The organism is Xanthomonas nasturtii, assembly GCF_023337365.3.
GTDB classification, from domain to species: domain Bacteria; phylum Pseudomonadota; class Gammaproteobacteria; order Xanthomonadales; family Xanthomonadaceae; genus Xanthomonas; species Xanthomonas nasturtii.
The window spans coordinates 1,946,587-1,969,487 of the sequence record NZ_CP142084.2; the positions used below are offsets into that span (position 1 = coordinate 1,946,587).

A 22,901-nucleotide genomic window follows, 5' to 3' on the forward strand; every position below is an offset into this window, starting at 1 on the left:
GTTGGCTCAGCCGCGCGGCAGCACGATCTGGCGCTTTTCCTTGCTGGGGCGGTACAGGATGGCGACATGGCCGATGCGTTGCACCAGCGCACTGCCGGTCTGCTCGATCAGCTCTGCAATCAGCGCATCGCGGGTCTCACGATCCTCCGAGGCCACCTTCACCTTGATCAGTTCGTGGCGCTCGAGCACTTCCTCGAGTTCGGCCAGAAATGCCGGCGTGACCCCTTTACCGCCGGTTTGCAGCAGTGCCTTGAGATCGTGGGCCTGGCCGCGCAGGAAACGGTTCTGGGCGGAGGTGAGAACAATGGACATGCAGGATCGAAGGGAAGCAAAGGGTGTTCAGGGTATCATGGCGACCCGTTCGGACCCCCGTTGCCAATGCCTTCCCGCAGTAAAAGCAGCCAGCGCTGGCTCAAGGAACACTTCGCCGACCCTTATGTGAAGAAGGCCCAGGCCGAGGGCATGCGCTCGCGCGCGGCCTACAAGCTGGAAGAGCTGCTGCAGCGCGACCGGCTGCTCAAACCGGGCATGGTGGTGGTCGATCTGGGCGCGGCGCCCGGCGGCTGGTCGCAGCAGGTGCGCAAGTCCATGGGTGACAGCGGCCGGGTGGTGGCGCTGGACATCCTGGACATGCCGGCCCTGGCCGGTGTGGAGTTCCTTCACGGCGACTTCAGGGAGCAGGCCGTCCTATCGCAATTCGAAGCGATGCTGGGCGATGTGCCGGTGGACCTTGTTCTGTCCGATATGGCCCCCAATAAGAGTGGCATGGATGCGGTCGACCAACCGCGGATGATGCACCTGGCGGAACTGGCGATGGAATTTGCCGACACCCACCTCAAGCCGGGCGGGGCGTTCCTGATCAAGCTGTTCCAGGGTGTTGGGTCCGACGACTACATTCGCGAGCTTCGCCGCCGCTATGACAAGGTGACGATTCGCAAGCCGGCGGCCTCGCGCAAGCGCTCCCCGGAAGTTTATGCGCTCGGTCAGGGCAAGCGTGTCCAGATCAAGTAAGCTGCCAACGACCACCGTATTTCAAGCATAAGAGTAGAGGGCACCGGAGCCAATGAGGATGAACGACTTGACCAAGAATCTGCTGCTGTGGGTGGTCGTCGCAGTTGTGCTGATGGTTGTCTTCCAGAGCTTCTCGCCGCGGATGGCAGGCGGCGTCGGCCCCGACTCGATCACCTACACCCAGTTCCTGAAAGAAGTGGACTCCGGGCGCGTCAAGTCGGTGGACTACACCGATGAGACCAACCTCGCAGTCAATGCGATCCGCTTCAAGCGCACCGACGGCAGCGAAGCCACCGTTTACGGTCCGCGCGACGACAAGCTGGTCGACGTGCTGTACAGCAAGAACATCGAAATGACCCGCCAGAAGCCGTCCACCGGGCCGGGCTTCTGGTCGCTGGTGCTCAACTTCCTGCCGGTCATTCTCATCATCGGCTTCTGGCTGTTCATCATGCGCCAGATGCAGGGCGGTGGCGGCGGTGCCAAGGGTGCGATGAGCTTCGGCAAGTCGCGCGCCAAATTGCAGGGCGAAGACCAGGTCAAGATCACCTTTGCCGACGTCGCCGGTTGCGATGAGGCCAAGGAAGAAGTCGGCGAGCTGGTCGACTTCCTGCGCGACCCGACCAAGTTCACCAAGCTGGGCGGCAAGATTCCGCGCGGCGTGCTGATGGTCGGCCCGCCGGGTACCGGTAAGACCCTGCTCGCCAAGGCGATCGCAGGCGAGGCCAAGGTGCCGTTCTTCAGCATCTCCGGCTCGGACTTTGTCGAAATGTTCGTCGGCGTCGGTGCCAGCCGCGTGCGCGACATGTTCGAGCAGGCCAAGAAGCATGCGCCGTGCATCATCTTCATCGACGAAATCGATGCGGTGGGCCGTCATCGCGGCGCCGGTCTGGGCGGCGGTCACGACGAGCGCGAGCAGACCCTGAACCAGTTGCTGGTCGAAATGGACGGCTTTGAAGGCGGCGAAGGCGTGATCGTGATCGCGGCCACCAACCGTCCCGACGTGCTGGACCCGGCGCTGCTGCGTCCGGGCCGTTTCGACCGCCAGGTTGTGGTCGGGCTGCCGGACGTCAAGGGTCGCGAGCAGATCCTGCGCGTGCATATGCGCAAGTTGCCGCTGGCCGACGACGTGGTGCCGATGGTGATCGCCCGCGGTACTCCCGGCTTCTCGGGCGCCGATCTGGCCAACCTGTGCAACGAAGCGGCATTGTTCGCGGCACGCGGCAGCGAGAAGGAGGTCCGTATGGACCACTTCGACCGTGCCCGCGACAAGATTTTGATGGGCGCCGAACGTCGTTCGATGGCCATGAGCGAAGACGAAAAGACGCTGACCGCGTATCACGAAGCCGGCCACGCCATCGTTGGCCGCCTGGTGCCGGAGCACGACCCGGTCTACAAGGTCACGATCATTCCGCGCGGCCGCGCACTCGGCGTGACGATGTATCTGCCGGAAGGCGACCGTTATTCGATGAACCGCGTGGCGATCGAGTCGCAGCTGTGCTCGCTGTATGGCGGCCGTGTCGCAGAAGAACTGATCTTCGGCGGCGACAAGGTCACCACCGGTGCGTCCAACGACATCGAGCGGGCCACCAAGATGGCGCGCAACATGGTCACCAAGTGGGGCCTGTCGGATGAGCTTGGCCCGGTGGCCTACGGCGAGGAAGAGGACGAGGTGTTCCTGGGCCGTTCGGTGACCCAGCACAAGAACGTGTCCGACGAGACCGCGCGCAAGATCGACGAAGTGGTGCGTTCGATCCTGGACAAGGCCTACAGCAAGACCAAGACCATCCTTACCGAGAATCTGGACAAGCTGCATGCCATGTCGCAGCTGTTGCTGCAGTACGAAACCATCGACGTGCCGCAGATCGACGCCATCATGGAAGGCCGCGAGCCGCCGCCGCCGGCGGGTTGGGGCAAGTCCGACAAGGACGGTGGCAACAACAACGACAAGGGCAGCCCGCGTCCGTTGCCGCCGATCGCCGGCCCCGCCGAGCAGATCTAAGCCGGTCAAACGCTGATCTGCACAGGCATCCGTCAAGGCCGGGAAGCGATTCCCGGCCTTGATGCGTTATCGGGCCGCGCCAGCGCCCGCGTGCGAGCGATCGCAACCACCCCAGGAGACACTGCCCGATGTTCGATACCGCCCTCACACTCGATTGCGCCGGCCGCAGCCTGCGACTGGATGCGCCGCAGGTGATGGGGATCGTCAATGTCACGCCCGACTCGTTCTCCGACGGCGGCCAGCATGCGACCTGCGAAGCGGCGATTGCGCATGGGCTGTTGCTGGTGGAACAGGGCGCCGCGGTGCTGGATATCGGCGGCGAATCCACGCGCCCGGGCGCTACAGCGGTGTCGATTGAAGAGGAGCTACAGCGGGTGATTCCGGTGATCGCGGCGCTGGCGCAGCGTACCGGCGTGCCGATCAGCGTGGACACCTTCAAACCGGACGTCATGCGCGCAGCGGTCGCGGCCGGCGCCGGCATGATCAACGACGTCCATGCGTTGCGTTCGCCCGGCGCGTTGGAAGCGGCCTCGGAACTGCGCGTCCCCGTGGTGCTGATGCATGCGCGCAGCGCACCGCACGCCATGCAGGACACGCCGCACTATGAGGATGTGGTCGGTGAGGTACACCGGTTTCTGGCCGAACGCATCTTCGCCGCCGAGATGGCCGGCATCGACAAACGCCGGCTGGTACTGGATCCGGGTTTCGGCTTCGACAAGACCACCACGCATAACCTCACCTTGCTGGCGCAGCTACAACGACTGCAGGAATTCGGCCTGCCGGTGCTGGCGGGGCTGTCGCGCAAGCGCAGCATCGGCGAGTTGACCGGCCGCGAGATCGCCGCCGAACGCATCCACGGCTCGGTGGCTGCACATCTGATCGCCGCACAGCACGGTGCGCTGCTGCTGCGCGTGCACGATGTGGCGGCGACCGTGGATGCGTTGAAGGTGTGGAACGCGATGGCGGCCATTCCCGTCCCGCGTGTCAGCGCCCCGGCCGCGCCGACGATCCGTTGGCCGGACGAGGACTGATGCCTGCCGACCAACGCCCCTTGGCGATCGCCCTGATGGGCCCCACTGCCAGCGGCAAGACTGCGCTGGCGCTGGAAGCTGCACAGCGCTGGGATGGGGAAATCGTCAGCGTCGATTCGGCATTGGTGTATCGCGGCCTGGAGATCGGCGCGGCAAAACCGGACGCGGCGATGCGCGCAGCAGTTCCGCATCATCTGCTCGACCTGCGCGATCCCTGGCAGGTCTACTCGGCCGCGGAGTTCGCCACCGATGCGCGGCGGGCGATCGCGCAGATCGTGGCGCGCGGCAAGTTGCCGATTCTGGCTGGCGGCACCGGGCTGTATTTTCGTGCGCTGCTGGACGGCCTATCGCAATTGCCAGAGGCCGACCAGGCGGTGCGCGCGTCCATCGCGGCCGAGGCCGAGCAACTCGGTTGGGCCGGCTTGCACGCGCAGCTGGCACGCGTGGACCCGGTCGCGGCGGCACGCATCCACGCCACCGACCCGCAGCGGATCCAGCGGGCGCTGGAGGTCTACCGCGTCAGCGGGCGGCCCATCAGTTATTGGCAGGCGCTACCGCCGGGGCCGCGGCTGCCGGTGCGGGTGTTGAAGGTGGTCCTGGCGCCACGCGAGCGTGCGGTGCTGCATGCACGCATCGAACACCGCCTGGACGCCATGCTGGCGCAGGATTTTCTGGCAGAGGTGCGGCAGTTGCGGGCGTTACCACAGATGCAGGCGGTGGCCGCACCGCTGGATCTGCCGGCAGTGCGCGCGGTGGGCTATCGGCAGGCCTGGGAGTATCTGGACGGCGCCGGCAGCCTGTCCGAGTTCCGCGATAAGGCGGTGCAGGCGACCCGGCAACTGGCCAAACGGCAACTCACCTGGCTGCGTGGCGAGCTCGACGCACGCTGGTTCGACCCGGAGCGTGATCGCCATCAATTGGAAGACGCACTTGTCGGCTTCCTCGGTGATCGTCCCGCTGTGCGGCAGGCTTCAGGCGTGTAACATCCCGTTTCCGGGGCCGGCTGGGGATGGCAGGTGTCGACCGGGACAATAAGAACAATAATGAAGAGGATTTTTCGATGGCTAAGGGGCAATCTTTACAGGACCCATTCCTCAATGCGCTGCGGCGCGAGCGGGTGCCGGTGTCGGTGTATCTGGTCAACGGCATCAAGCTGCAGGGCACGATCGAGTCGTTCGACCAATTCGTGGTCCTGCTGCGCAATACCGTGAGTCAGATGGTGTACAAGCACGCCATTTCCACGGTGGTGCCGGCGCGCAACGTGCGCGTGGGCCCGGGTGGTGGGTATGTGCAATCCAATGAAGGCAATCAGGCGGAAGATGACGACGTCGAGCAGTAACGGAGTAGTGCGTGTTTGATCGGTCCCGCAAGGGTGAACACGCGTTGTTGATACAGACCCACTCCGGTGGGCCTGCCGAAGACGATGTGCTTGAGGAGTTCGCCGACCTTGCAAAGTCGGCGGGCGCCACGGTGGCGGCCACGCTCACCGCGCGCATCGATAAACCTAGCCCGTCGACCTTGATCGGTAGCGGCAAGCTGGAAGAGGTCAAGGCCGCTGCCGAGGCCACCGGCGCGGATCTGGTGTTGGTCAATCACACCTTGTCGCCCGGCCAGGAGCGCAACCTCGAGCGGTATCTGGAGCGGCGCGTGATCGACCGCACCGGGCTGATCCTGGACATCTTCGCGCAACGCGCGCGCAGCCACGAGGGCAAGCTGCAGGTGGAGCTGGCGCAATTGCGTCACATGGCGACCCGCCTGGTCCGCGGCTGGACCCACCTGGAGCGTCAGCGCGGCGGCTCGATCGGCCTGCGCGGCCCCGGCGAAACCCAGCTGGAAACCGACCGCCGCCTGCTGCAAAAGCGCGTCGAGCAGTTGCAGGCGCGGCTGGAAAAAGTCGAGGTGCAGCGCACCCAGATGCGTCGCGCGCGGATGCGCAGCGAACTGCCGCGCATTGCATTGGTGGGTTACACCAATGCCGGCAAGTCGACGCTGTTCAATGCGTTGACCGGCGCAGGGGCTTACGTGGCCGATCAATTGTTCGCCACGCTCGATCCCACCGTGCGCCGCATCGCGTTGCCGGGCGGTAGCGCGATTCTTGCCGACACGGTCGGCTTCGTGCGCGATCTGCCGCACGAACTGGTTGCCGCATTCCGTTCGACGCTGTCCGAAGCGCGCGATGCCGATCTGTTGTTGCATATCGTCGATGCGGCCGACCCGCTGCGCGAAGAACGCATCCTGCAGGTGGATGAAGTGTTGCAGGCCGTTGGTGCCGGCGATCTGCCGCAGCTGTTGGTGTTCAACAAGATCGACAAGATCGACGGCGCCGAAGTGCGCCACGATGCGCAGGACGGCATTCCGGACCCGGCACGCCGCGAACGTGTCTGGGTGTCGGCGCGCGACGGGCGTGGGCTGGAAGAATTGCAGCATGCGCTTGGTCAGCGGCTGGACCTGCGCCATCTGACCGGCCAGCTGCGGCTACCGCCATCAGCCGGCCGCCTGCGTTCCAGGCTGCATCAGCTGGAAGTGGTGCGCAACGAGCAGTCCGACGAGGAGGGTTGGTTGCTCGATGTCGATCTGCCGATGGTCGAAGCCGAACGGCTGGCCGCTGGCGAGGACGGCGCGCCCTTGCGCGCGATGCTGCCGGATCGCCGCGAAGACTGGGAAGCCTGATGGACGCAGCACAGTCGGCATGGCGCCACTGTGCTGCTGCTTCGATGTAACAGGCAGGCAGGGCGTGCGTGTCTCCGTGCGGTAGTTGCGACCTCCGGTCTTGGTCTGGCCGGGCCGGTGGACCTGGGCGCTGCGGCAGATTCCATGCGTAACGGCGCCTCGAGCGCAGGTTTCCTCAGCAACGCTCCGCCATGGATGCGGCGCTCAAGTGACTTGGACGTTGCGGCCCTGCAGTGCAACGGCGTGCCGCAGGTAGGTCGCTGTACATCCGATGCCCACTGGTTTCGAACCGCCGCCGGTCGGCCGCACAGTGCCACTGAACCTGGGCCACCTTGCAGCACGCTGGAATCGACGCCAGCCGCAGACAGCGACGACGAATTGGGCTAAAACGTCCGCTGCTCCTCGATTACCGTGCCCATGTCCGTCTCCGCCGATTCCGAACTGCAGCAGCTGGCCGAAGTCCTCGGGCAGCAATTGCTTGGCGCGCGCGAGCGCCTGGTTACTGCCGAGAGCTGTACCGGCGGCTGGATTGCCAAGGCGGTGACCGATGTCGCTGGCTCCTCGCACTGGTTCGATTGCGGCATGGCCGCCTACAGCTACGAGGCCAAGCAAGCCTTGCTCGGCGTCCGCCCGCAGACCCTGGAAGTGCACGGGGCGGTCAGCCGCGAAACCGTGATCGAAATGGTCTCTGGCGCGTTGGTCAATTCCGGCGCGAGCATCGCGGTGGCGGTGACCGGCATCGCCGGGCCTGGTGGCGGCAGCGACGATAAGCCGGTCGGCACGGTATGGATCGGCTGGAAGCGCCGCGGCGGCTATGCCACGGCGCAACTATTTCAGTTCAACGGCGACCGCGATGCGGTGCGTCGTCAGACCGTGGCCGCCGCATTGCGTGGGTTGAGCGCACTGCTCTAACAGCCACGCACAGATGTGTCGGCACGCATTGGCGCGTTGCACAGAGTGTGCCCCTCAACGCTGCCATTCTCTCGTTCGGCTGAGTGGGGCGTGGCGTTGATGCATGTCTGCAATGCACGATCGGTTGCGGTGCATTCGTCGTGCGCGGCGCATGTTCTGCTGTTTGTGCTTTTTCGATGCGCTCAACCCGGTAAGGTGTGATCTCACGCGTGCGGTGGCGCTTGACGCAGCACGTCGCGTTCGCTCTCTTTCGGGGTACAAGCATGAGCACGGAACACCATCGCCGTGGCGCGCTCGCGCTTGCACTGTTTGCCGTTGCGCACGCAGCGCCGCTGTATGCGCAGACCGCAACGCAGGCAGGGCCGGAGGAACCGGCCACTTTGGCGGCGCTCACCGTTACCGCGCAAAAGCGCGAGGAATCGCTGCAAAACGTGCCAGTGGTGGTGTCAGTGCTGCCGGAGCAGCTGCTGCAGGACAGTGGCGTGCACGACATCAAGGAACTGCAGGTGCTGGTGCCGGGCCTGATCGTGACCAGCAGTCAGAGCGCTGCGCAAACCACCGCGCGCATTCGCGGCATCGGCACCGTTGGCGACAACGCCGGGCTGGAATCCTCGGTGGGCGTGGTCATCGACGGCGTGGCACGCGCGCGGAATGGCGTGGGTTTTGCCGATCTTGGAGAACTCGAACGTATCGAAGTCCTGAAGGGGCCGCAGGGTACGGTGTTCGGCAAGAACACCTCGGCCGGCGTCATCAGCGTGGTCACCCGGCGCCCCAGCTTCACCCGCAGCGCCGATGCGGAAATCACCGTTGGCAACTATGGTGCACGTGGTCTTGCTGCCGCGTTCAACGATGCCTTGGGCGACACCAGCGCCTTGCGGGTATATGCCGCCAGGCGGCAGCGCGATGGCTTCGAACAGGTGGTGACCGGCCCCGGCCCGCGTACCGCTGGCGACGACGGCGACCAGAATCTGCGCACCGCACGGGTGCAACTGCTGTGGGAGCCTAGCGACGATCTCGACATCAACCTGGCTGCCGACTACACCACGCGCGATGAAAACTGCTGTGTCACCGTGACCACCGAACGCGGGCCCACCGCCGCGTTGATCGATGCAGTGACGCCGGGCGGGCAGGGCACGATTGCGCGCGCCGACCCGCAACGCCGGCGCGCCTACAGCAATCGCAGCACTGGGCAGCGGATTGAGGACAAAGGCATTTCGGCGCATGTCGACTGGACCACGCCCTGGCTTGGCGAGGCGGTCCTGACCTCGATCACCGCCGTGCGCGACTGGAAGTCCGTCAATGGCCTGGATTTCGACTACGGCACCGCCGATATCCTGTACCGCGCCCCGCGCGAAGACGAAATGCTGACCGGCTTCAAGACCGTGAGTCAGGAGCTGCGCCTGGCCGGGACGAGCGCGCGTGTGGACTGGATGGTCGGTGCGTTTTATGCCGACGAAACCCTGCACCGCAACGAGTCGTATCGCTTCGGTACTGCCTACGAGCCTTACCTGTCCAGCGTGCTGCTTGCGCGCATCAACCCGGCGCTGGCAGCGCGTGCGGATGCACCGCGCTTTCTGGCCGATACCACCGGATTGCCGGCCGGCACGCTGTTTCGCGGCCAGGGCAGCCAGGACCGTTTTCGACAGGATGGACGCAGCATCGCGTTGTTCACCAACAACACCTGGCATGCCACCGATGCGCTGGATGTCCTGGTGGGGCTGCGTTACACCTACGAAAACAAGGCATTGCAGTCGGCATTTCAGAATCCTGACGGCAGCCCCGCCTGTGCGAGCTATTTCGCGCCCAATGGTCAGGTCAGCCCGCTCGCCGTGCAGCGGATTGGCGCCGCGCTGGTCGCACGCGGCGTGCCGGCATCGGCGGTGCCGGCATCGGCGGTGCCGGCCATCGCCCCGCAGGTGATCGGGTTTACCTGTCTGCCATGGGCCAACGTCGCCCAGGCAGGTCGCCTGACCGAACAGGAACGCACCGAGCGTGAGTGGTCCGGAACGGCCAAGCTGGCATACCGCTGGAACGATGCGCTGATGACCTATGTGTCGGCCGCGCGCGGCTACAAGGCCGGCGGTTTCAATCTGGATCGAGTGCAGTCGTCCAATGGCTTGTCCAGCGGCGTGCAAGGCATCCTGCCGGTCGACGACACCGCGTTCCCGGGCGAGTTCGTCAATAGTTACGAACTTGGCGCCAAGACCACCTGGCTCGGCGGCAACCTGCTGTTGAACGCCACGCTGTTCTATCAGGATTTCAGCGATTTCCAGCTCAACAATTTTCTCGGCACCAGTTTCGTGGTGCGCGCCATTCCCAGCGTGGTGTCGCGCGGTGTCGATACCGAACTTCTCTGGCAGGGCGCCGTGCCCGGCCTGATGCTGCAAGGCGGGCTCAGCTACACCGATACCGCGTACGGCGATGACCCACTGCCGGACGCGGACCTGGCCCTGCTGCCCGGCAGCCGTCTGAGTTTCGCTCCGCGCTGGTCGGCCAACCTGTCGGTGACCTACGAGCACGCGCTGGGCAATCAGCTGACCAGCCGTTTTCACCTGGGGGCAAAGTACAGCTCCGACTACAACGCAGGTACCGATCTGGATCCGCAAAAGGTGCAACCGGGCTACACCTTGCTCAATGCGCGGTTGGGCCTGGGTGCCGACAACAAGCGGTGGCTGCTGGAAGCGTGGGCGGAAAATTTGACCAATGAAACCTATCGGCAGGTCGTCATCGATGCGCCGCTGCAGGCCGGTTCGTGGAATGCATTTCTAGGCGCGCCGCGCACCTATGGCGTGACGCTGCGCTTGCGCTACTGAGGTGCGCGCATCTGGCTGATGCGCGCTGCAGATTGCGTAAGGCGTTGCAACCTGCGCTGAGCTTCGAACGGGCGAAGGCGCGACAGCGGCAGGCAGATCGGCTACAAACAAGGCCTCGTTGCCAACCAGTGTGCCAATGCGTTCGTTGCTTGCTCCCGTCTCATCTTCTCCAGCGCTGCGGGCCGCTGCGCAGTGCAGTGTCACGCCGCGTCTTAGTGCAACGCGTCTGCGGGCGGTGCGCTGATGTGGGAAGCGCTTGGCACTGTGCGTGATCTTGGGCGTCTGCAGGAAATCGCCTCGGTCCTGATTCGTTATGGCTTCGGCGATGTGGTGCGGCGTATCGGCCTGGCCGATGTGCTCGAACGCGCCGGCAGGTTGTTGCACTGGCATAACGCCGAGGGCCGGTTGCGCATGTCCGCGGCGATGCGGGTGCGGCGTGCACTGGAAGAGCTCGGCCCGACCTTCGTCAAACTCGGGCAGGTGCTGGCCACGCGCGTGGACCTGCTGCCGCCGGAGTGGATCGAGGAATTGAGCGAGCTGCAGAACGCGGTGCCGGCGCTGCCGTTCGAGCAGATCCGCCCGCAGTTGGTTGCCGCGCTCGGCATGCAACCGGAGAGCGTGTTCGCGCGCCTGGACGAACAGCCGCTGGCGGCCGCATCGCTGGCACAGACGCATCGCGCGTGGCTGGCCGATGGCACGCCGGTGGTGCTGAAGATCCGCCGCCCCGGGATCGGCGACACCATCGATGCGGACCTGCGCCTGCTCGCCCGGCTTGCCGAAATCGTCGAGACCCGCGCGCCGGATCTCAAGCGCTATCGCCCCGCCGAAGTGGTGCAACAGTTCACCGTCTCGTTGCGACGCGAGCTGGATTTCGCTGCCGAGTGCCGCAACGCCGAACGCATCGCAGCCAACTTCGCGCACGATGCGCAGGTGGTGGTGCCGGCGGTGTACTGGGAGTGGACCTGCGAGTCGCTCAACGTGCAGGAATTCATCGACGGCATTCCAGGCCGCGATCTGCTCGCCGTCGATGCGGCCGGCCTGGACCGCAAGGCGCTCGCACGTGCCGGCGCCGGCATCGTGCTGAAGATGGTGCTGCAGGACGGCTGCTTCCACGCCGACCCGCATCCGGGCAACATTTTCTATCTGCGCGACGGGCGCATCGCCGTCATCGATTTCGGCATGGTGGGGCGTGTCTCCGAGCAGCGCCGATTCCAGGTGGCGCAACTGCTGCACGGCATGGTCAGCTACGACGCCGAAGCGGTGATCGACGTGCTGCTGGAATGGGCTGGAACCAGCCTGGATATCGACGAATCGCGCTTGCAGCAGGACATCGGCGCATTTGTCGACGAGTATCGCGGCGTGCCGCTGAAAGAGCTGCGCATCGGCGCCATGCTGGGCGACGTCACCTCGATCCTGCGCGACCACGGGCTGACGCTGCCGTCGGATCTGGCGCTGATGATCAAGGCTTTTCTTACTCTCGAAGGCATGGGGCGTCAGCTCGACCCGGATTTCGACATGGCTACCGAGGCGCGCCCGTATCTCGAACGCGTGGTGCTGCAGCGCTATGCGCCGCGCGCAATCGTGCGGCGTGGCCGGCGTACCGTGCCTGGCGCGATCGATCTGCTTGGCGACCTGCCGCGCGATCTCAAGCGCCTGCTGCAGGCCGCACGCCGCGGCAAGCTGCAATTGCAGATCGAGACCCGCGCATTGCGCGAATTCGGCGAGCAGGTCGACCGCGCCGCCAACCGGCTCACGATGGGCATTGTCACTGCCGCACTGGTGATCGGCTCCTCGATCGTGATGAATAGTGTCGGCGGCAGTGCCAGCCGCTGGTTGCTGGCGCTGGGCGTGGGCGGCTTCATCGGCGCGGCGCTGTGCGGCATCTGGATCCTGTTCTCGATCTGGCGCAGTCGGCGCTAGGACGCTGCGCAAGGCACCTCGGGGCCATGTAACCAGGAAGTGGCCCAGCGCTTGCGCAGGCGCTCGTTAGTAGTAATACTACTAACCATGGACCTGACCGATACCCAGCAAGCAATCCTGGCCTTGATCGCCGAGCGCATCGATGCCGATGGCGTTCCGCCTTCGCAGACCGAAATCGCACGCGCGTTCGGCTTCAAGGGCGTGCGCGCCGCGCAGTACCACCTTGAGGCGCTGGAACAGGCCGGTGCGATCCGCCGCGTCCCAGGTCAGGCCCGCGGGATCCGGCTGGCCGGGCAGGGCGCGCATGCGCGCACAGCGCCGGTGAGCGAGCCGGTACGCGACGATGTGCTGCGTCTGCCGGTGTTGGGCCGCGTTGCAGCGGGGTTGCCGATCGGTGCCGACATCGGCTCGGACGATTTCGTGGTGCTGGATCGGGTGTTCTTCTCGCCCTCGCCGGATTACCTGCTCAAGGTGCAGGGCGATTCGATGCGCGACGAGGGCATCTTCAACGGCGATCTGATCGGCGTGCACCGCACCCGCGACGCGCGCTCGGGGCAGATCGTGGTGGCGCGGATCGACGAGGAGATCACGGTCAAGCTGCTGAAGATCGGTAAGGACCGGATCCGGCTGCTGCCGCGCAACCCGGATTACGCGCCGATCGAAGTGCTGCCGGATCAGGATTTTGCCATCGAAGGCCTGTATTGCGGGCTGTTGAGGCCTAACCGCTGAAGTCTGTGCCGATGGCAGCGCTGGCTTTTTCCCGAGCCGGCATTGCAGGATTTCCCGCTGCCGCGCGATATTTCGCCCCCCTTAATCTGAGTGTGTCGCCTGCAGTCTCAGCCTGTGCGATACACCGCCGCTACATTAGCCCCACACCGAAATCACTGACGAGGATCACCCAGATGGACGAGAACAAGAAGCGCGCCCTTTCCGCCGCACTGAGCCAGATCGAAAAGCAATTCGGCAAGGGCTCGGTCATGCGTATGGGCGACCGCGTCATCGAGGCGGTCGAAGTCATTCCGACCGGCTCGCTGATGCTGGACATCGCCCTGGGGATCGGCGGCCTTCCGAAGGGTCGCGTGGTCGAAATCTACGGGCCGGAATCCTCGGGCAAGACCACCCTGACCCTGCAGGCGATTGCCCAGTGTCAGAAGCTGGGCGGCACCGCAGCCTTCATCGACGCCGAGCATGCGCTGGACCCGATCTATGCGGCCAAGCTGGGCGTCAATGTCGACGACCTGCTGCTGTCGCAGCCGGATACCGGCGAGCAGGCGCTGGAAATCGCCGACATGCTGGTGCGTTCGAGCTCGGTGGATATCGTGGTGATCGACTCGGTCGCCGCACTGACCCCGAAAGCAGAAATCGAAGGCGAAATGGGCGACCAGCTGCCGGGCCTGCAGGCACGTCTGATGAGCCAGGCGCTGCGCAAGCTCACCGGCAACATCAAGCGCTCCAATACGCTGGTGGTCTTCATCAACCAGCTGCGCATGAAGATCGGCGTCATGATGCCGGGCCAGAGCCCGGAAGTGACCACCGGCGGCAATGCGCTGAAGTTCTACGCCTCGGTGCGTCTGGATATCCGTCGTATCGGCGCGATCAAGAAGGGCGACGAGATCATCGGCAACCAGACCAAGATCAAGGTCGTCAAGAACAAGCTGGCGCCTCCGTTCAAGCAGGTCGTGACCGAAATCCTCTACGGCGAAGGCATCAGCCGCGAGGGCGAACTGATCGACATGGGTGTGGAGGCCAAGCTGGTCGACAAGGCCGGCGCTTGGTACAGCTATGGCGATGAGCGCATCGGTCAGGGCAAGGACAATGCGCGTACTTACCTGCGCGACAACCCGCAGGTTGCAGTGCGGCTGGAAGCCGAGCTGCGCGAGAAGTTCCAGCCTGCCGAAGCGCCGCGCGAAGCCGGCGACGACGCAGAGAAGGAATAAGTTCTCGCTGCTAGACATCGTCCGTCGCCGGGAGTCGGCGATGGTGATGGATGGATCTTCGCGTGCCAGTGGTAGGCGACGCTTCCAGCAACCTCCGTTTGCACCCGGTGCCAGCGCTTGGGGCAGACGACATTTCAAGTTTTTCTATCGCGAGGACGGCGGAGTCAGTGCCGTCGCTTCTCGCGGTAGATCTATCGAAGGTCAGGAGGGCAGGCGCCAAGGATGGCGCATGTGCTGCTGTGTGATTTTGGCGATTCAGGACACCACACGATGGACGAGCAAGAGCCCGCACCGAAGCGGGGGCGACGGTTCAAGGAGCAGACGCCGGTCCAGCGCGCACTCGGTCTGTTGGTGCGGCGCGAGCATTCGCGCAAGGAATTGAACCGCAAGCTGCTGGCACGCGGGATCGAGCCGGACGCAGCGCAGGCTGCCGTCGACCGTCTCAGCGATGAAGGCTGGCAGGACGACACCCGTTTCGCTGCCGCCGTGGTGCGGAATCGCGCCGGCTCGGGTTATGGCCCGCTGCATATCCGTGCCGAACTTGGAACCCATGGCCTGGATAGCGACGCCATCAGTGCCGCCATGGCGACCTTTGAGGGCGATTGGACCGAAAATGCGCGCGATCTGATCCGCCGCCGGTTCGGTGAACACGGCCCGGTGGACCTTCCACAGCGGCGCAAGGCTGCCGATCTGCTGGCCCGGCGTGGTTTTGATGGCAACAGCATTCGCAGCGCCACGCGCTTCGACCTTGAGGACTGAGGGCGTCAGGCCTGCTACCCTTCGCGGATTCAGGTTGTTCCGCTCATCTGCGCCCACATCTCATTGGGTGACCGGGACTGCCGCCCGCCCAATGCCAGCTCATGAACGCACCTGCCAAATTCAGCACATCCCAGATCCGTAGTGACTTCCTCGCGTTTTTCGAGGGGAAGGGCCACACCATCGTGCCATCCGCGCCGCTGGTGCCGGGCAACGACCCGACCCTGCTGTTCACCAATTCCGGCATGGTCCAGTTCAAGGATGTCTTCCTCGGCGCGGAAAAGCGCAGCTATGTGCGCGCTGCGGATGTGCAGCGCTGCTTGCGTGCCGGTGGCAAACACAACGATCTGGATTCGGTGGGCTACACCGCACGTCACCACACCTTTTTCGAAATGCTCGGCAATTGGTCGTTCGGCGACTATTTCAAGAAAGATGCCATCGCCTGGGCGTGGGAGCTGCTGACCCAAGTCTGGAAGCTGCCGGCCGACCGCTTGCTGGTCACCGTCTACCACACCGACGAGGAAGCCTTCGCGTTGTGGCGCGACATGATCGGCATTCCGGAAAGCCGCATCGTGCGCATCGGCGACAACAAGGGTGCGCCGTACGCGTCGGACAATTTCTGGCAGATGGCCGATACCGGCCCATGCGGCCCGTGTACCGAAATCTTCTTCGACCACGGCGATCACATCGCCGGTGGTCCGCCGGGTTCGCCGGACGAAGATGGCGACCGCTTTATCGAAATCTGGAACCTGGTCTTCATGCAGTTCGATCGCCAGCCCGACGGTACCCTGGTGCCGCTGCCTGCGCCGTGCGTGGATACCGGCATGGGGCTTGAGCGCCTGGCCGCGATCCTGCAGCACGTCCACACCAACTACGAGATCGACCTGTTCCAGGCGTTGATCGGCAAGGCCAGCGCGCTGACCGGCATCACCGATCTGGAGAACAAGTCGTTGCGGGTGATCGCCGATCACATCCGTGCCTGTTCGTTCCTCATCGTCGACGGCGTGCTGCCCTCCAACGAAGGGCGCGGTTATGTGCTGCGCCGGATCATCCGGCGTGCGCTGCGTCATGGCTGGATGCTTGGCGTGCGCCAGCCGTTCTTCAGCAAGATGGTGCCGACGCTGGTCGAGCTGATGGGCGAAGCCTATCCCGAGCTGGTAGTGGCGCGGGACACCGTGGCGCGCGCGTTGCTGGCCGAGGAAGAACGTTTTGCCGAGACGCTGGATGCCGGCATGAAGATCTTCGACGAAGTCGCATCGCGCTCGCAGGAAGTCATTCCCGGTGCCGATGCGTTCCGCCTCTTCGACACCTACGGTTTTCCGGTCGATCTGACGTCGGACATTGCGCGCGAGCGCGGCTTGCGCGTGGACATGGAGGGCTTCGAGTTCGCCATGGAACGCCAGCGCGAAACGGCGCGTGCGGCTGGCAAGTTCGGCGGCGGCGTGGCATTGCCGGCCGACCTGGTTGCGAGCATGTCGCCGACGGTGTTTCTGGGCTACGAAGCGCACGATGCCGATGCACTCAAGGTCGTGGCATTGCTCAAGCAGGGCCGCCCGGTCGAACGTGCGGAGGCGGGCGACGAGGTAATCGTGTTCACCGACCGCACCCCGTTCTACGCCGAGTCGGGTGGCCAGGTCGGCGATAGCGGCCAGCTGAGCGGCCCCGGCGTATCGATCGAAGTCGCCGACACCCAGAAGTTCGCCGGTCAGTTCCATGGCCATGTTGGCCGCATCGGCGAAGGCGCACTCGCGCTTGGCGATGTGCTGGCGGGCGGTATCGATGCGCAACGTCGCGGCAAGACCATTCTCAACCATTCGGCCACCCACCTGTTGCACGCCGCGCTGCGCGAAGTGCTGGGAACGCATGTGCAGCAGAAGGGCTCGCTGGTCGCGCCCGATCGCCTGCGCTTCGATTTCTCGCACTTCCAGCCGATCAGCGCTGATGAGCTCGCTGTCATCGAGCGCAAGGTCAACGCCGAAGTGCGCACCAATCACGGTGTGGAAGTGCACAACATGGCCATGCAGGAGGCGCTGGATTTTGGCGCGATGGCGCTGTTTGGCGAGAAATACGGCGAAAACGTCCGCGTGCTGAAGATGGGTGGTTATTCCACCGAGCTGTGTGGCGGCACCCATGTCACCCGCACCGGCGATATCGGTCTGTTCAAGATCACCTCCGAAGGCGGCGTGTCGTCGGGTGTGCGCCGTATCGAAGCGGTGACCGGGCAGGGCGCGCTCGATTATGTGGCCGACGAAGAACGCCGCTTGTTCGAGGCAGCCCATCTGCTTGGCGGGAATGCCAACGAGGTGGTGGACAAGGTGCGCGCACTGACCGAGCGTCAGAAGCGGCTGGAGCGCGAGCTGGAATCGCTCAAGGCCAAACTGGCGTCCGGTGCTACGGCTGATCTGGGCGCTGGCGCGATCGAGGTGGCTGGGGTCAAGGTTGTCGCGGTGCGGCTGGAAGGCTTCGATGCCAAGGCGCTGCGCGATGCGATGGATCGCCTCAAGCAACAGCTTGGCGATTCGGTGATCGTGCTGGCGGGCGCGTCTGGCGGCAAGGTCGCGCTGGTCGCCGGCGTGAACGGCAGCCCAACCGGCAAGGTGAAGGCAGGGGAACTCCTCGGCCATATCGCCAGTCAGATCGGGGGCAAGGGCGGTGGCCGTCCGGATCTCGCCCAGGGTGGTGGCGAGGACGGGCCCGCCCTTGCGACCGCACTCGACGGTGTGCCCTCCTGGGTCAAGCAACACTTGGGCTGAACACTTGTCCTGCTATGCCTTGCTGGCTGGCAGGATGTCCCGCTACCATTTCCGGTCTATTCCCTTACCTAGGGCGCGTCTCACTCAGGAGGCCGTCGATGCTGGTGGGAAACCCACCGGTTCCAGGAGATTTGTAAAATGTTGATCCTCACTCGCCGGGTAGGCGAAACCTTGATGATCGGCGACTTGGTCACCGTGACCGTTCTCGGCGTCAAGGGCAATCAGGTGCGCATCGGTATCAACGCACCCAAGGATGTGGCTGTGCATCGCGAAGAAATCTATCAGCGCATCCAACGTGGGGATGAGCCGGTTGCCTCCGGCGCGCATCACTGCGACGATTCTTCGAATTGATGGTTGTAAAGGGTTTACGTTAGCCCCTCTTACCCGGTATTCTTCGCGGCCTGCCACGGACATCGCGGCAGGCAGCAAAAACTGGAGCGATGCCCGAGCGGCTGAAGGGGCTCCCCTGCTAAGGGAGTATAGGGTCAAAAGCTCTATCGAGGGTTCGAATCCCTCTCGCTCCGCCAGTGTTTTAGGCGCCCGCAAATCCCTGATTTGCGGGCGTTTTTATTTGTGCTGCAGGCACTTTCGTGGTGGCCGCATTGGCGGCTGCCGCACAGCATCCTGATGGCGGCAACCGTCGCCAACGCCGCTAGTGGACCCGCTGATACGCGCTGACGTTGGCGCATTTCTGCCAGTGTGTTCCGGGACCGTGCTCAGCTCGCTGCGTGCACAGCAACGTGGTCGTGCTCTTGCTTCGCGCGGCATCGTTTGTCGATAGCGCGTCTGGGCAACTTGATCGTTCGAACTGGCTGCGCTACGCGCTTGCATCGATTCTTTCCTGCGACGCTCGAGTCCTACATCGAGTTCTCGCTGGACGGCACGGTGCTCGCGGCCAATCAAAATTTCCTGCAGGTGATGATGGGTTACCGGCTGGAGGACATTCGCCGAAAACACCACGGCATGTTCGTGGATGCGAGCATGCGCCAGTCGCCTGCGTATCGCGCGTTCTGGGGTTCGCTCGGACGTGGCGCCTTCGATGCGGGCCGTTACCGGTGCATCGGCAAGGACGGCAGGGAAGTGTGGATCCAGGCGTCCTACAACCCGGTGCTCGACGAGCTCGGGCGGCCCTACAAGGTGGTCAAGTGCGCGACCGACGTGACCGATCAGGTGCGCTCGGCCGAGCGTATGCGCGATCTGATGCGGCAGACCATGAGCATTGCGCAGAACGTCCAGCGCGAGGCGCACCATATTTCGGCCAGCAACCAGGAGTTGGTCGGCCGCATGTCGCTGCAGTCCGCCGCGGTGGCGCAGACCTCAAGCACGATCGATCAACTGGCTGCGACCGTGCGCACCAATGCTGAAAATGCAGGTTCCGCGCGCCGCATGGCCGAAGAATCGGCCACGGTCGCGTGGCGCGGTGCCGATGTCATCGCCGATGTGGTCAAGACCACTGCCGGCATCCGCTTGGCGACCGATCGCATCGGGCAGATCATCGAGGTGATCGACGGCATCGCGTTCCAGACCAACATCCTGGCCTTGAACGCAGCGGTGGAAGCGGCGCGTGCCGGCGAGCAGGGACGTGGTTTTGCCGTGGTGGCGACCGAGGTGCGCAGCCTGGCGCAGCGTTGCAGCGTGTCAGCCAGGGAGATCCGCTCGCTGATCGACAACGCGACCGATCAGGTGGGCGATGGCTCGCGCCTGGCCGAGCAAGCCGGTGTGGTGATGCAGGACATGGTGACCTCGGTCCTGCGCGTTACCGCGACCGTCGAGCAGATTGCCGCTGCCAGCCATGACCAGGCCCAGGATATTTCCACCGCGAACACCGCGTTGCAGTCGATCGGTGTGCAAGCGCGCGACCAGGCGCAGATGGTCGACGATCTTGCGCGCTCGGCGTGCGTGCTGGAAGGCGATGCGGATGCGCTGTTCGCCTTGGTCAATGGCGATGCGGGCGGCGCTGCGGTGCATGTGGACGCGCCGGCTGCGCAGCATGCAGGCTCGAAGGCGGCGTGATTGCGTCGCGCGCACAAAACAAAACCCGTATACGCGGGCTTTGTCCGTTTCAGTGTCAGCTGGCGCATCGCGCACCAGGGCTGTGCACTGCGCGATTACCTTGGGCGGCTGACTAAGCTACTGCGCAGCGACCATGCGGGTGCGGCCGGTGCCCGGAGGTGCATGCACCCTGTGTGCACTGCGGTTCCTGTGTGCCGTCCACGCCCGCCTGATGATTGCGCGCTACGTTGGTAGCCGCTCCTGGCCGCAGGCGCTTACTTCGGCAGGTCGAACACCAGTACTTCGGCATCGCGGGCATCGGCTAGCACGATTTCCGGCTCGCCGAGGATCTGGACGGCATCGCCGGCCGCCAGTGCCTGCCCATTGACGCTCAGGCTGCCGCGGGCCACCTGCACGTAGCAGATGCGACCTTCCGCCAGCGGCTGCTGCAGGCGCACCTCGCCGTCGAGGATCGAGGCGTACAAGCGTGCATCCTGGTGCAGGCGCAGCGAGCCGGCGTCGCCATCGGGCGAGGCGATCAGGCGCAACTGGTTGCGCTTGCTGTCGGCATCGAAGTGCTTTTCTTCGTAGCTCGGCTCGATGCCGGCGCGATCGGGCATCACCCAGATCTGCAGGAAGTGCACCGGTTCGCTGGCCGAGTGATTGAACTCGCTATGGGTCACGCCGCTGCCGGCGCTCATGCGCTGCACATCGCCGTAGTGCAATACCGAGCCGGTGCCCATGCTGTCCTTGTGCTCCAGCGCGCCGCCCAGGACATAGGAAATGATCTCCATGTCGCGGTGGGCGTGGGTGCCGAAACCTTCGCCCGGCTGCACCTTGTCTTCGTTGATCACGCGCAGCGGGCCGATGCCCATGTGGCGCGGGTCGTGGTAGCTGGCAAAGGAGAAGGTGTGGCGCGAGGACAGCCAGCCGTGTTCGGCGCGGCCGCGGGTTTCGCTCTTGCGGACATTCAACATGCTGCTTCTCCTTGAAAGATTCGAATTGGCGCTGGGGGGGTAATCAGTGTCCCAGCGGCTTGATGCGTAGTCTCTGCCTCTGCGGGCCAGACAAAAAGCGAGTAGATTTGGCCGCTATCATCGAAAAAATCGAACAATGAAAATCAGCCTGGAAGCGCTGCAGATCCTGGATGCCATCGACCGCCGCGGCTCGTTTTCCGCGGCAGCCAAGGTGCTGTTCAAGGTGCCTTCGACGATTTCCTACACCGTGTCCACGCTGGAAGAGGATCTGGGCGTGCAGCTGTTCGAGCGGGTGGGGCCTAAAGCCATGCCCACCCAGGCGGGGCGCGAACTGTTGCGCGAAGGACGCCATCTGCTGCGTGCCGCGCAGGAGCTGGAGGTGCGCGTGCGGCGAGTGGCCTCGGGCTGGGAATCGGATTTCGCGATCGGGCTGGATGCGGTGTTGCCTGCGAGCCTGCTGCAACCCCAGATCCTGGACTTCTACACGGTGGCCGACAGCACGCGGTTACGCGTGTTGAGCGAATCCTTGTCTGGCGGCTGGGAAGCGCTGCTGGACAGGCGCGTGGACCTGATCGTGGCGGCGGGCGAAGGCCCTAGCGGCGGCGGCTATGTCGCCGAGCCGATCGGTCGCTTGCGCTTCGTGTTTGCGGTGGCGTCCACGCATCCGCTGGCGAGCGCCGGCGGCGTGCTGGGCGCGGCCGAGCTGGCCGAACACCGGGCGATCGCGGTGGCAGATTCGGCGCGGCGCCTGCTGCCGCGTACCGTCGGGCTGCTGTCCGGCCGCGATGTCCTCACCGTGCCGGACATGCGCAGCAAGCTGCTGCTGCAGTTGGCCGGTGCCGGCTACGGCTTCCTGCCCGAGCCGTATGCGCGCGGGGCGCTGCAGGATGGCCGGCTGCGCGAGGTGCAGGTGGAAACCCGCAAGCCCGACGAAACCTTCTACCTGGCGTGGCGGCCGGGCGAAGAGGGCGAAGCGCTGGGGTGGTGGCGGCGTGCCTTGCGCGGCGAAGGCCTGTTCGACCGCTGGCTGGATGCTTTGGCCGCAACGTATCGTTCCGCTGCTGCCGGGCGGTCGCAGTTGTGACGGAAGGCGGATAATGGCCGCTCGCCGTCGCGCAGGGTCGTCGCATGCAAGGCTTGATCGAGCAGTACGGATTGGCGCTGGTGTTCGCCAACGTGCTGGCATTGTCGCTCGGGCTGCCGGTGCCGGCCTTGCCGACCCTGGTGCTGGTGGGAGCCGGCTACGCCTTGCAGGGCGGTAGCGACGCCTGGCTGGCCGGGCTTGCAGCGTTGGCGGTGTCCGTGGCCGCCAGTCTGTTGGGCGATCTGGCCTGGTATCTGGCCGGGCGTCGCTTCGGGAACCGCACCTTGCAGTCGCTGTGTCGGCTGTCGCTGTCGCGCGATACCTGCATGAAGCAGACCGAGCGCTTCTTTTCGCGTTGGGGTGTGCGGGTGCTGGCAGTCGCCAAATTCGTGCCGGGCTTGTCGATGGTGTCGGTGCCGATGGCCGGTGCGATGCGGGTGCGCCCTGCGGCGTTTCTGCGCTACGACGCCTTCGGTGCATCGCTGTGGGCGCTGGTCGGCTTGAGTGTGGGCGCTGTGTTCGCGCATCAGGTGCAGGACGTGCTGGCCTTTCTGTCCGAGCTCGGTTCGGGCGCGGTGGTGGTGCTGGCGGTGTTGCTTGCCGGCTATGTCGGTTGGCGCTGGTGGCGGCGGCACAGCCTGCTGCGATCGCTGGAGCATGCGCGGATCGGGGTGGATGAGCTGGTGCCGTTGCTGGACGGCGACGAAAGCCTGCGGCCGACCGTGCTGGATATCCGTGCGCCGGGTTATCGCGACCTGCAGCCGTACACGATTCCTGGCGCCGTGTTTGCCGACGAGCGCCAGCTGGCGCAGATCCTGGCCAGCGTGCCGCGCGATCGCAGTGTGGTGATCTATTGCGCGTGTCCGGACGAGGTGTCTGCGGCGTGGCTGGCCGGGCGGATGCGCGAACGCGGATATGGCGATGTGCGGCCGTTGCTGGGCGGTCTGGATGCATGGCGCGACGCCGGGCATCCGGTGACATCGCTGTTGCCGGTGGTGGTGGTGGCCGAGGCGAGCGCGGTTGCGGCCACGGTTTGATTGCGCTGC

18 protein-coding genes, 1 tRNA gene, 1 other RNA gene and 1 pseudogene are annotated in these 22,901 nt (G+C 64.9%); 19 read left to right on the top strand and 2 right to left on the bottom strand.

Annotated elements, in window-relative coordinates:
- Positions 1–6: 6 nt before the first annotated feature.
- Positions 7–312: a ribosome assembly RNA-binding protein YhbY gene (gene yhbY, locus M3O59_RS08565; protein ID WP_010365692.1), complete on the bottom strand. Its 306-nt coding sequence runs from the start codon at positions 310–312 to the stop codon at positions 7–9.
- Positions 313–378: 66 nt separating this feature from the next.
- Between yhbY and rlmE the strand changes: the two genes are divergently transcribed.
- From rlmE to M3O59_RS08650, 17 genes and pseudogenes are all read left to right on the top strand, one after another.
- Positions 379–1,011 (top strand): 23S rRNA (uridine(2552)-2'-O)-methyltransferase RlmE, encoded by a 633-nt coding sequence (rlmE, locus tag M3O59_RS08570; protein ID WP_057678235.1) that lies wholly within the window; start codon positions 379–381, stop codon positions 1,009–1,011.
- 58 nt (positions 1,012–1,069) lie between these two features.
- Positions 1,070–3,010, top strand: a complete 1,941-nt coding sequence (gene ftsH, locus M3O59_RS08575) for an ATP-dependent zinc metalloprotease FtsH (RefSeq protein ID WP_010365695.1) — start codon at positions 1,070–1,072, stop codon at positions 3,008–3,010.
- 128 nt (positions 3,011–3,138) lie between these two features.
- Positions 3,139–4,041, top strand: a complete 903-nt coding sequence (folP, locus tag M3O59_RS08580) for a dihydropteroate synthase (RefSeq protein ID WP_116906260.1) — start codon at positions 3,139–3,141, stop codon at positions 4,039–4,041.
- On the top strand, positions 4,041–5,024 hold the full coding sequence (miaA, locus tag M3O59_RS08585) for a tRNA (adenosine(37)-N6)-dimethylallyltransferase MiaA (protein WP_116906261.1): 984 nt from the start codon (positions 4,041–4,043) through the stop codon (positions 5,022–5,024). Before folP ends, miaA begins: the two co-directional genes overlap by 1 nt.
- A gap of 77 nt (positions 5,025–5,101) precedes the next feature.
- Positions 5,102–5,380: an RNA chaperone Hfq gene (hfq, locus tag M3O59_RS08590; RefSeq protein ID WP_005915027.1), complete on the top strand. Its 279-nt coding sequence runs from the start codon at positions 5,102–5,104 to the stop codon at positions 5,378–5,380.
- 11 nt (positions 5,381–5,391) lie between these two features.
- Entirely contained in the window at positions 5,392–6,711 is a 1,320-nt protein-coding gene (gene hflX / locus M3O59_RS08595) for a ribosome rescue GTPase HflX (protein WP_064628748.1), read from the top strand.
- Between the two features lie 417 nt (positions 6,712–7,128).
- The gene (locus tag M3O59_RS08600) at positions 7,129–7,623 is read left to right on the top strand and encodes a CinA family protein (protein ID WP_064628750.1); all 495 of its coding nucleotides are present in this window, start codon (positions 7,129–7,131) and stop codon (positions 7,621–7,623) included.
- Between the two features lie 263 nt (positions 7,624–7,886).
- Positions 7,887–10,436 carry a TonB-dependent receptor gene (locus M3O59_RS08605; RefSeq protein ID WP_116906263.1) on the top strand — a complete coding sequence of 850 codons (2,550 nt, stop codon included), beginning with the start codon at positions 7,887–7,889 and terminating at the stop codon, positions 10,434–10,436.
- A gap of 243 nt (positions 10,437–10,679) precedes the next feature.
- Entirely contained in the window at positions 10,680–12,356 is a 1,677-nt protein-coding gene (ubiB, locus tag M3O59_RS08610) for a 2-polyprenylphenol 6-hydroxylase (RefSeq protein WP_249047074.1), read from the top strand.
- Positions 12,357–12,443: 87 nt separating this feature from the next.
- Entirely contained in the window at positions 12,444–13,085 is a 642-nt protein-coding gene (gene lexA, locus M3O59_RS08615; protein WP_064628756.1) for a transcriptional repressor LexA, read from the top strand.
- A gap of 173 nt (positions 13,086–13,258) precedes the next feature.
- Entirely contained in the window at positions 13,259–14,293 is a 1,035-nt protein-coding gene (gene recA, locus M3O59_RS08620; protein ID WP_064628758.1) for a recombinase RecA, read from the top strand.
- Positions 14,294–14,563: 270 nt separating this feature from the next.
- On the top strand, positions 14,564–15,052 hold the full coding sequence (gene recX, locus M3O59_RS08625; protein WP_116906265.1) for a recombination regulator RecX: 489 nt from the start codon (positions 14,564–14,566) through the stop codon (positions 15,050–15,052).
- A gap of 101 nt (positions 15,053–15,153) precedes the next feature.
- Positions 15,154–17,802: an alanine--tRNA ligase gene (gene alaS, locus M3O59_RS08630; RefSeq protein WP_116906266.1), complete on the top strand. Its 2,649-nt coding sequence runs from the start codon at positions 15,154–15,156 to the stop codon at positions 17,800–17,802.
- A 138-nt stretch (positions 17,803–17,940) separates the two neighbouring features.
- Complete coding sequence (gene csrA, locus M3O59_RS08635; RefSeq protein ID WP_064628764.1) at positions 17,941–18,153, top strand: carbon storage regulator CsrA; 213 nt, start codon at positions 17,941–17,943, stop codon at positions 18,151–18,153.
- Positions 18,154–18,236: 83 nt separating this feature from the next.
- A tRNA-Ser gene (locus M3O59_RS08640) sits at positions 18,237–18,329 on the top strand.
- 334 nt (positions 18,330–18,663) lie between these two features.
- Positions 18,664–19,815 (top strand): annotated as a pseudogene (locus tag M3O59_RS08645) (methyl-accepting chemotaxis protein); the annotation flags it as partial.
- 162 nt (positions 19,816–19,977) lie between these two features.
- A non-coding RNA gene (locus M3O59_RS08650) (sX9 sRNA) lies at positions 19,978–20,051 on the top strand.
- A gap of 18 nt (positions 20,052–20,069) precedes the next feature.
- Here the strand turns inward: M3O59_RS08650 and M3O59_RS08655 are convergent.
- Positions 20,070–20,771, bottom strand: a complete 702-nt coding sequence (locus tag M3O59_RS08655) for a pirin family protein (protein ID WP_116906267.1) — start codon at positions 20,769–20,771, stop codon at positions 20,070–20,072.
- A 136-nt stretch (positions 20,772–20,907) separates the two neighbouring features.
- Between M3O59_RS08655 and M3O59_RS08660 the strand changes: the two genes are divergently transcribed.
- Both M3O59_RS08660 and M3O59_RS08665 read left to right on the top strand, forming a co-directional pair.
- Positions 20,908–21,855: a LysR family transcriptional regulator gene (locus tag M3O59_RS08660; RefSeq protein WP_064628768.1), complete on the top strand. Its 948-nt coding sequence runs from the start codon at positions 20,908–20,910 to the stop codon at positions 21,853–21,855.
- 44 nt (positions 21,856–21,899) lie between these two features.
- Entirely contained in the window at positions 21,900–22,892 is a 993-nt protein-coding gene (locus tag M3O59_RS08665; RefSeq protein WP_116906268.1) for a DedA family protein/thiosulfate sulfurtransferase GlpE, read from the top strand.
- The last annotated feature ends 9 nt before the right edge of the window (positions 22,893–22,901 follow it).